Raw genomic sequence first — 9560 nt, forward strand, 5'->3', positions numbered from 1 at the left:
CCCCGGCCTGGCGGCCTCCTCCTTTATTTTGCCCAGGAGCCTACCGGCCGCTACGGGGCTCGGCTCGCGGTAAGCAGGCGGAAGCCAGGCTTTTTGGGCTGGTCGGTGGGTCGGGCGCTGGGCTCCCATGCCCTTGGAGGCGAAATAAAGGAGGAGGGGGCGGCCGCAGGCCGACGCCGGGGGACATTCGCCGGAAAGGGCATGGGCGCCCAGCGCCCGATCCGCCGACCGCCGCGAGGGAAAAGATCCAGGGCGCGCTTCGTGTCTGCCCCGCATACGGGCGAAGAAGCTTTTTGCTTTCCGGTTGGTCCAGCAAAGGCGGCCTGCGCGGCGAAGCGAAGCCATCCTGATCGAAGAGACCACCGGCCAACAAAAAACCCCGGCTTTCGCCGGGGTTTTTCGTTGCAGCAGCGTCACCACCCATGGCGGCGACCCGCCGGTTACTTCTTTTTCGGCATGTACAGATCGGTGATCGTGCCGTCGTAGATCTCCGCCGCCATCGCCACCGATTCGCTCAGCGTCGGATGCGCGTGGATGGTGTGACCGATGTCTTCGGCCTCCGCACCCATCTCGATCGCCAGACCGATCTCGGCCAGCAGATCGCCGGCGTGCACGCCCACGATCGCGCCACCGACGATACGATGGGTTTCTTCATCGAAGATCAGCTTGGTGAAGCCCTCGGTGCGACCGATACCGATCGCACGACCGCTGGCCGCCCACGGGAATTTGGCCACGCCCACCTTCAAGCCCTTGGCCTTCGCCTCGGTCTCGGTCACGCCCACCCACGCGATTTCCGGGTTGGTGTAGGCCACCGACGGAATCACCCGCGCCACCCACTCCTTCTTCTCGCCCGAAGCCACTTCGGCCGCCAGCTTGCCCTCGTGCGTGGCCTTGTGGGCCAGCATCGGGTTGCCGACGATATCGCCGATCGCAAAGATGTGCGGCACGTTGGTGCGCATCTGACGGTCCACCGGAATGAAGCCACGGTCGGTGACCTGCACGCCCGCCTTCTCGGCATCGATCTTCTTGCCGTTCGGCGAACGACCCACGGCCACCAGCACGCGGTCGAAGGCGCTTGCTTCCAGGCCCGGCTTCTCGCCGTCCACTGCCGCCTCGAAGGACACGGTCACGCCGGCCTTGTCGGCCTTGACGTCGGTCGCCTTGGTCTTCAGGTAGACCTCCACGCCCTGCTTCTTCAAGCGGTCGGCCAACGGCTTGACCAGGTCCTTGTCGGCGCCCGGCATCAGCTGGTCCATGAACTCCACCACCGTCACCTTGCTGCCCAGCGCGGCGTACACCGTTGCCATTTCCAGGCCGATGATGCCGCCGCCGACCACCAGCAGCTTGCCCGGCACGTCGGCCAGTTCCAGCGCATCGGTGGAATCCATCACCCGCTTGTCGTCCCACGGGAAGTTCGGCAGCTTCACCGCCTGCGAACCGGCGGCGATGATGCACTGCTCAAAGCGCAGCAGCTGGGTCTTGCCGTCGTCGCCGACGATCTCCAGCTCGTTGGCCGAGACGAACTTGGCCAGGCCCTGCACGGTGCGCACCTTGCGCTGCTTGGCCATGCCGGCCAGGCCCTTGGTCAGCTGGGTGACCACCTTTTCCTTGTAGCCGCGCAGCTTGTCCAGGGTGATCGTCGGCTTGCCGAACTCCACGCCGAAATCACCGGCGTGGGCGACTTCGTCGATCACCGCCGCCGCATGCAGCAGCGCCTTGGACGGGATGCAGCCGACGTTGAGGCAGACGCCGCCGAGGCTGGCGTAACGCTCGATCAGCACCGTGTCCACGCCCAGATCGGCCGACCGGAAGGCGGCGGTGTAGCCGCCCGGGCCCGCGCCGAGCACCACCATCTTGCATTCGATGTCAGCCGGCTTGCCCGAGGACAGCGCCGGCTGCGGTGCGGCCGGTTCGGCCGGGGCGCGGTGCGACGGGGTCACCGGCGGCTTGCTGGCCGATGCCTCGGCCTTGGGCGCGTCGGCCTTGGCCGGTGCGGCCGGTGCGGCGGCCTCACCTTCGGCCTCCAGCAGCAGCACCACGTCGCCTTCGGAGAGGTTGTCGCCGAGCTTGACCTTGATTTCCTTGACCACGCCGGCCGCCGAAGACGGCACTTCCAACGTCGCCTTGTCCGATTCCAGCGTGACCAGGCCCTGGTCCTTCTTCACCGTGTCACCCACGGCGACCAGCAGTTCGATCACCGGGACACCGCTGTAATCGCCGATGTCGGGAACCTTGATTTCAATTGCGGCCATTGTTGTTCTCCTGGGACTCAGCCGGCCTTGCCGGCGAGCAGTTGCTGCAGTTCGTCGAGCGACTCGTCCAGATCTTTCCAGCGACGGTCGAGCTTCTTTTCCTTGGTGTCGCTGGCTTCGATCAGCAGCGCCACCTGTTTCATCATCAGCCTGCCGCTGCCGCACTCCGGGCGCGGGCCACTGAAACGCTGCCCATCCACCTGGAAGGACAGCACTTCACCGTCCAGCACCGCGGCCTTGCGATCAACCGGCACCGCCGCATCGAGCGCGGCTTGCCAGCTGCGCAGCAGCCGCTGCGCCAACGCGGCCGGAATGCTGACCTGGTATTGGTCCGGCGACTGGTCCACGCGCAGTTCCAGGCCGCCACCACGGGCGCTGTTGTTCCAGTTGTACACGCGCTTATCGGCGCGGCTGAAACGCAGCGTCCATTCCGCTTCCTGGGTACCGGGCAGCAGCGCTACGCCGGTCTCGACCCCGCTCTTGGGCAGGGTCACCAACGACAGCGCCGGCTGCGCCTTGCCCTCGAACAGGGTTTCCACTGCCTGGCCATAGTTGCCAACGGCCGGCGGCCAGCCGCGCCCCAGGCCGGACGCGCATTCCGCCGCGACCGCCTGCGACGCCGGCAGCACCGCCAGCATCAGCATCACTGCCAGGCGCTGCCTCACAGCAGGACGCGCCGCATGTCGGCCAGCACCTGGGACAGGTAGGTGGTGAAGCGCGCGGCCAGCGCGCCGTCGATCACGCGGTGGTCGTAGCTCAGCGACAGCGGCAGCATCAGCTTCGGTGCGAACTCCTTGCCGTTCCAGACCGGCTGGATGGACGACTTGGACACGCCGAGGATGGCCACTTCCGGTGCATTGACGATCGGCGTGAACGCCGTGCCACCGATGCCGCCCAGCGAGCTGATCGAGAAGCAGCCGCCGCTCATGTCGGCCGGGCCGAGCTTGCCGTCGCGCGCCTTCTTGGCCAGTTCGCCCGATTCCTGCGCGATCTGCACCACGCCCTTCTTGTCGACGTCGCGGATCACCGGCACGACCAGGCCGCTCGGCGTATCGGCGGCGAAACCGATGTTGAAGTACTTCTTCAGGGTCAGGTTCTCGCCGCTGGCATCGAGCGAAGCGTTGAACTCGGGGAACTTCTTCAGCGCCGCGGCGCTGGCCTTGACCAGGAAGGCGAGCATGGTCAGCTTGATGCCGGCCTTCTCGTTTTCCTTGTTCAGCGCCACGCGCAGGGCTTCCAGCTCGGTGATGTCGGCCTGTTCGAACTGGGTGACGTGCGGAATCATGGCCCAGTTGCGGGCCAGGTTGGCGCCGGAGATCTTCTTGATCCGCGACAGCGGCTGTACCTCGACCTCGCCGAACTTGCTGAAGTCGACCTTCGGCCAGGCCAGCAGGTTCAGGCCGCCGCCGGCGGCAACGGAGCCACCGTTCGACGCGCCGCCACCGGTCAGGGCGGACTTGACGAACTTCTGCACGTCGCCCTTGGTGATGCGGCCGCCCTTCTCGGTGCCGCTCAGCTGGTTCAGGTCCACACCCAGTTCGCGGGCGAACACGCGCACCGCCGGGGAGGCATACGGCACCTTCTGCGGCAGCACACTGTCGGCATTGAACTGCACCGGCGGGCTGGTCGGGGCACCGGCGGACGGTGCGGCAGCGGCCGGGGCCGGCTGGGTCGCCTTTGCGGCGGCCTGCTCGATATCGCGGGCGGCCAGCTTGTCCGGCTCGGCGGTGGTGGCGACCGGCTCGACCTTGGTCGCGGTCTCGGCCGCTTCGGTCTTGGCCGCCGGGGCAGGCGCAGCGGCAGCGGCCGGCTGGGCCTGGCCTTCGCTGACTTCGATCAGGGCAACGACCTTGCCCTCGGACAGATTGTCGCCAACCTTGACCTTGATCTCCTTGACGACGCCGGCCACCGAGGACGGCACTTCCATCGTGGCCTTGTCCGATTCCAGCGTGACCAGGCCCTGGTCCTTCTTGACGGTGTCTCCAACGGCGACCAGCACCTCGATTACCGGGATATCGCTGTAGTCACCGATATCGGGGACAAGTGCTTCCTTGATTTCGGCCATGGGGATAACTCCGGCAATCTGGTGTAGGGAATCGCCTATTGTGGGGGCAGGAGGCGTCAGCGCCAACCGGCTGGGCGAACTTTTGCGCCCCCTGTCCCGAGACAACCTGTTGCAGCGGCCTGCTTTGCCCGGCTTGCGCTTGGTACAGCACGAAGCAGTATTTTCCAGTCGGTACCGTATTGTCCGCCGCCGCGCGCCGGAGTCAGCCGCTTACGGCCGCCGTGCATCGGCCAGCGGTTGCCATGCCGCCTGCAGCTTCGGCAGCGGCCAGGCCGCGTTGGCCGGGCTGGTGGAGGGCAACGACCAGATCGCCATCGGCCGGCCGGCCGGCGCCAACGTCGGCGCGACGAAACGCTGGAAGGCCTGGTGCGCGGTACCACCATTGCAGGCGACCGCGCGCAACTGCGGCAACGTGGCGATCAGTGCGCCCAGCGCATTGGGCACTTCGCTACCACGCACGATCGACGCATCCAGGCTGCCACGTCGCCGGCACTGGCCGATGACATCCCACAGACCGACGCCGCTGGCATTCAACGCGGCGATGCGCGTTGCATACGGCAACGCCGCATCGACACCACACAACACCTGCATCAGCGGCCAGAAACGATTGCGTGGATGGGCGTAGTACTGAGCGGCCTGCAGCGATGCCAATCCGGGCATCGAGCCCAGCACCAGCACACGGCAATCGCCGGACACCTGCGCGGGAAAGCCGATGCAGGTCGTTTCTTCCATCACATCTCCACCAGGTGCATGAACATCCTCCAGCGTAACAATTGCCGATTTTGCAGGGCTTTTCTGCTGTTCGCTGAACGGAACAAACTAAATTTTAACGCGCGTCGGATTCGATTCATGTTGTGGGGACTACGTTTGCCTCGCCCCGGAACAACGGGGACCAGAACAAAAACATCTTGAGGAGATTCCCCCATGCGCTCCATCCGCACTTTGACCCTGGCAACCCTGACCGCACTGGCCTTCGCACCGGCCGCATTCGCGCAGGACTCCACCACTGATACCGCGTCGGGCAAGCATTTTGCCGTGGTTGGCGGCGTCTCGCTGCTGCAGCCGAAGAACGATCCGCTCGACGGCGTGCGCAAGGTGGACGGTGGTCCGGCCCCGACCCTGAGCTTCAGCTACTACATCAACGACAACTGGGCCGTTGAGCTGTGGGGCGCTGCCGACAAGTTCGACCACCGCGTGCGCGGCACCGACGGTGCGCGCCTGGGCACGGTCGAGCAGCAGCCGATCGCGCTGAGCGGCCAGTACCACTTCGGCCAGGCCGACAACGTGTTCCGTCCGTTCGTGGGCGCCGGTTACTACGAGTCCAACTTCAGCAATGAAGACCTGGCCAGTGACGTGGGCCACATCGGTCTGAAGACCGCAAAGGGCGCGATCGGCACCGTCGGCGTGGACATGAACATCAACAGCACCTGGTTTGCCCGCGCCGATGCCCGCTACATGCATTCGCGTCCGGAGCTGACCGTCAACGGTGACAAGACCGGCGACAAGGCCAAGCTGGATCCGTGGACCGTGGGCTTCGGCATCGGCGCCCGCTTCTAAGCGCCAGCCACACGCGTTCATTGCGGTACAACAACGGGCCCCTCGCGGGCCCGTTGTCGTTTGCCGGCTTCGCTTTCCCTTGGATGAGGGCCAGGCACCCTCCGTGGCGCCCGGCAGCCGCGTCCCGTCATTGACAGTTGGCTGGCCGACGGTCTGAAGAGCAGCCTCATCCACTCCCGCCCCATGCCGGACGCGGTTGCCTGTGCGCCGCAGTTGCAGTGGCCTCACGCTTTCGCCAAGGCCACCGCCAAACTGTCCAGGGGCAGGGGGCTCTGGATTCGCGGGACCGTTGCGCCGCATGGATGCGGCGCACGAGCCTCCATGGATGGATGCACGGCGTGTCCCGCCAATTCACAGCCCCCTGCCCTGCCAGAACAGTCGGCGCACTGCCGTTGGCTGTTGGCCAACACCAGAACAACCACCTTTCATTCGCCTTTGTCCCACCACCGCCGATACTGCCCGCATCGCACTACCGGGGACGGGGATGGAAGGAACCGGAACGGACCCGATGCTCGACCTTCTGGTCGTCGGCGGCGGCATCAATGGCGCCGGCATCGCCCGGGACGCGGCCGGCCGCGGCTGGTCGGTGTGCCTGTGCGAACAGGACGACCTTGCCGCGCATACCTCCAGCGCCAGCACCAAACTCATCCACGGCGGCCTGCGCTACCTGCAGTACGGCGAGTTCGGCCTGGTCCGCAAAGCCCTGCGCGAACGCAGCGTCCTGCACCGCCTCGCCCCGCACCTGGTTGTCCCCACCGAGTTCGTCCTGCCCCAGGCCCCGCACCTGCGCCCCGGCTGGATGCTGCAGGCCGGACTGTGGCTGTATGACCACCTCGGCCACGCTGGCGCCGCATTCCCGCGCTCGCAACGACTGGACCTGCGTCGCGACCCGCGCGGCGCCGTGCTGCAGCCCGGCTTCCGCAGCGGCTTCAGTTACGCCGATGCCCGCGTCGACGATGCCCGCCTGGTGCTGCTCAATGCGCTGGACGCCCACGAACGCGGCGCGCAGATCCGCGTGCGCACCCGCTGCGAACAGCTCATCCGCCACCGCGATCACTGGTGGGCGGTACTGCGTAGCGCCGATGGCAGCGTGCAGCGGTTGCGCGCCCGCGCCGTCGTCAACGCCACCGGACCGTGGGCCGGCAATCTGCTCGAACGCGCCGGCATGGATGCGCCGATCGGCCTGCGCCTGGTCCAGGGCAGCCATATCGTTGTACCGCGCCTGTACGCGCACGACAGCGCCTACCTGCTGCAGCAACCGGATCAACGCATCGTATTCGTGCTGCCGTTCGAACAGGACTTCACCCTCATCGGCACCACCGACGTGGATTACCACGGCGATCCTGCGCAGGTAAAGGCCGCCGACAGTGAGGTCGCCTACCTGTGCGAGGCGGTCAACCGCTGGCTGCGCGTACCCGTGCAACCGACCGACGTGGTCTGGACCTACAGCGGGGTCCGCCCGCTGCTGGCAGACCACCATCATGAGGCGGCCAACGTCACCCGCGACTACCGCCTGCAGCTGGACGCCAGCCAGGCGCCGCTGCTCAGCGTGCTCGGCGGCAAGCTCACCACCTACCGGACCCTCGCCGAAGAAGCGGTCGATCAGCTTGGGCCGGTACTGGGACGCAGCGAACCGGCCTGGACCGCCACCGGGCCTGCCCTGCCCGGTGGCGATGGCGGCGATGCGCCCACCGTGCTGGCGCGCCTGCAGTCGCTCTATCCGAACCAGCAGGCGACGCTGCTGGCGAGCCTGGCGCGGCGCTACGGCACGCGCGCGTCCACCTTGCTCGGGTCGGCGACCACGCCGGCGCAGCTGGGCACGCATTTCGGTGCGGGCCTCTACCAGCGCGAGGTCGACTACCTGATCGGCCACGAATGGGTACGCCAGCTCGACGACCTGCTCTGGCGACGTACCTGGCTGGGCCTGCGCCTGGACGCAGCGCAACGCGACGCGCTGGCGCAGTACCTGCAGCACCGCCTGGCGGCGATGGCGTAGGCTGTGGCGTCACCTCGATTCGTCGTACGGAGCAAGGCATGGACAAGCAGTACGTGCTCGCCATCGACCAGGGCACCACCAGTTCCCGCGCGATCCTGTTCGATCGCAGGGGCCGCATCGTCGGCAGCGCACAGCGCGAGTTCGCCCAGCTGTTTCCGGCACCGGGCTGGGTCGAGCACGACCCGCGCGAGATTCTCACCAGCGTCTATACCACCCTGACCGAGCTGCTCAACCGCGAGCAGGTCCACGCGCGCCAGATCGCCGCCATCGGCATCACCAACCAGCGCGAAACGACCGTGGTCTGGGACAAGGCCACCGGCCAGCCGATCCACAACGCCATCGTCTGGCAATCGCGGCAGAGCCATGCCATCTGCGAACGGCTCAAGGCCGAAGGCCACGAACCGCTGGTGCGCGAGCGGACCGGCCTGCTCATCGATGCGTATTTCTCGGCCACCAAGATCCGCTGGATCCTGGATCACGTGGACGGTGCGCAGGCCCGCGCCGAACGTGGCGAGCTGCTGTTCGGCACCATCGACAGCTGGCTGGTGTGGAACCTCAGCGGTGGTACCACCCACGTCACCGACTACAGCAATGCCGCGCGCACGCTGCTGTTCAATATCCACACCCTGGACTGGGACGAGCAGCTGCTGCAACTGCTGGATATCCCGCGCGCGATGCTGCCGCAGGTGCGCAGCTCCAGCGAGGTGTATGCCAGCACCCAGTCGCAGTTTTTCTTCGACCAGCGCATCCCGATCGCCGGGATCGCGGGCGACCAGCAGGCGGCGCTGTTCGGGCAGGCCTGCTTCGAGCCGGGCATGGCCAAGAACACCTATGGCACCGGCTGTTTCATGCTGATGAACACCGGCAACAAGGCGGTGGTGTCCAACAACGGCCTGCTGACCACGCTGGCATGGGGCATCGACGGGCGCGTCGAGTACGCGCTGGAGGGATCGATCTTCGTCGCCGGCTCGGTGGTGCAGTGGCTGCGCGACGGGCTGCGCGTGTTCGGCAAATCCAGCGACTGCCAGGCCTATGCCGAACGCGTGCCCGACACCGGCGGGGTCTACCTGGTGCCGGCCTTCGTAGGCTTGGGCGCGCCGTACTGGCGCAGCGATGTGCGGGGCGCGATGTTCGGCCTCACCCGGGGCACCAGCAAGGAACACTTCATCCGGGCGGCGGTGGAATCGATGGCCTACCAGACCCGCGACGTGCTGGCCGCGATGCAGGCCGATGCCGGAATCGAACTGAAGGAGCTGCGCGCCGATGGCGGTGCGATCGGCAACGACTTCATGGCGCAGTTCCAGAGCGACATCCTGGGCGTGCCGGTGGTGCGCCCGCAGGTGGCTGAAACCACTGCCTTGGGCGCGGCCTACCTGGCCGGGCTCGCCACGGCGTTCTGGGGCAGCCGGGAAGAGATCGCCGCGCAGTGGGCGGTGGACCGGCGCTTCATGCCGCAGATGGCGGTGGACCAGCGCGAAGCGCTGTACGCCGGCTGGCAGCAGGCGGTACAGGCCACGATGGGGTTCCGGGTGGGGTGACGCCGCACGCGGTGTCGATCATTGCCGCGCGTTGCGCGGCCAGCCACGCATGGCGTGGCTCTACCCGGTGTCGATCATCGCCGCGCGTGGCGTGGCCTACCGCGTGTCGATCATTGCCGCGATGGTCGCTCGCGACCGGCAAAAAAAAAAAA

At 67.0% G+C, this 9560-nt stretch carries 7 protein-coding genes; 3 read left to right on the top strand and 4 right to left on the bottom strand.

From position 1 onward, the window contains the following. Positions 1 to 440: 440 nt before the first annotated feature. The 4 genes from lpdA to NR101_RS18210 form a co-directional block, all read right to left on the bottom strand. Positions 441 to 2252, bottom strand: a complete 1812-nt coding sequence (lpdA, locus tag NR101_RS18195; RefSeq protein ID WP_256777570.1) for a dihydrolipoyl dehydrogenase — start codon at positions 2250 to 2252, stop codon at positions 441 to 443. A 17-nt stretch (positions 2253 to 2269) separates the two neighbouring features. Continuing rightward, positions 2270 to 2896 (bottom strand): hypothetical protein, encoded by a 627-nt coding sequence (locus NR101_RS18200; RefSeq protein ID WP_256777571.1) that lies wholly within the window; start codon positions 2894 to 2896, stop codon positions 2270 to 2272. Positions 2897 to 2913: 17 nt separating this feature from the next. Further along, positions 2914 to 4317: a dihydrolipoyllysine-residue acetyltransferase gene (gene aceF, locus NR101_RS18205; protein ID WP_256777568.1), complete on the bottom strand. Its 1404-nt coding sequence runs from the start codon at positions 4315 to 4317 to the stop codon at positions 2914 to 2916. A gap of 210 nt (positions 4318 to 4527) precedes the next feature. Then, the gene (locus NR101_RS18210; protein ID WP_256777567.1) at positions 4528 to 5052 is read right to left on the bottom strand and encodes a DNA-deoxyinosine glycosylase; all 525 of its coding nucleotides are present in this window, start codon (positions 5050 to 5052) and stop codon (positions 4528 to 4530) included. A gap of 189 nt (positions 5053 to 5241) precedes the next feature. Here NR101_RS18210 and NR101_RS18215 point away from each other — a divergent pair, with 189 nt between their 5' ends. The 3 genes from NR101_RS18215 (at position 5242) to glpK (ending at position 9408) form a co-directional block, all read left to right on the top strand. Next, positions 5242 to 5874: an OmpW family outer membrane protein gene (locus tag NR101_RS18215; protein WP_256777566.1), complete on the top strand. Its 633-nt coding sequence runs from the start codon at positions 5242 to 5244 to the stop codon at positions 5872 to 5874. Positions 5875 to 6382: 508 nt separating this feature from the next. After that, a complete protein-coding gene (gene glpD / locus NR101_RS18220; protein ID WP_256777565.1) occupies positions 6383 to 7870 on the top strand; it encodes a glycerol-3-phosphate dehydrogenase in 1488 nt (495 codons plus the stop codon). 38 nt (positions 7871 to 7908) lie between these two features. Further along, complete coding sequence (glpK, locus tag NR101_RS18225) at positions 7909 to 9408, top strand: glycerol kinase GlpK (RefSeq protein ID WP_256777564.1); 1500 nt, start codon at positions 7909 to 7911, stop codon at positions 9406 to 9408. Positions 9409 to 9560 lie beyond the last annotated feature (152 nt).

The sequence above is a fragment of the Stenotrophomonas sp. Ste86 genome, assembly GCF_024519465.1.
Lineage (GTDB): Bacteria > Pseudomonadota > Gammaproteobacteria > Xanthomonadales > Xanthomonadaceae > Stenotrophomonas.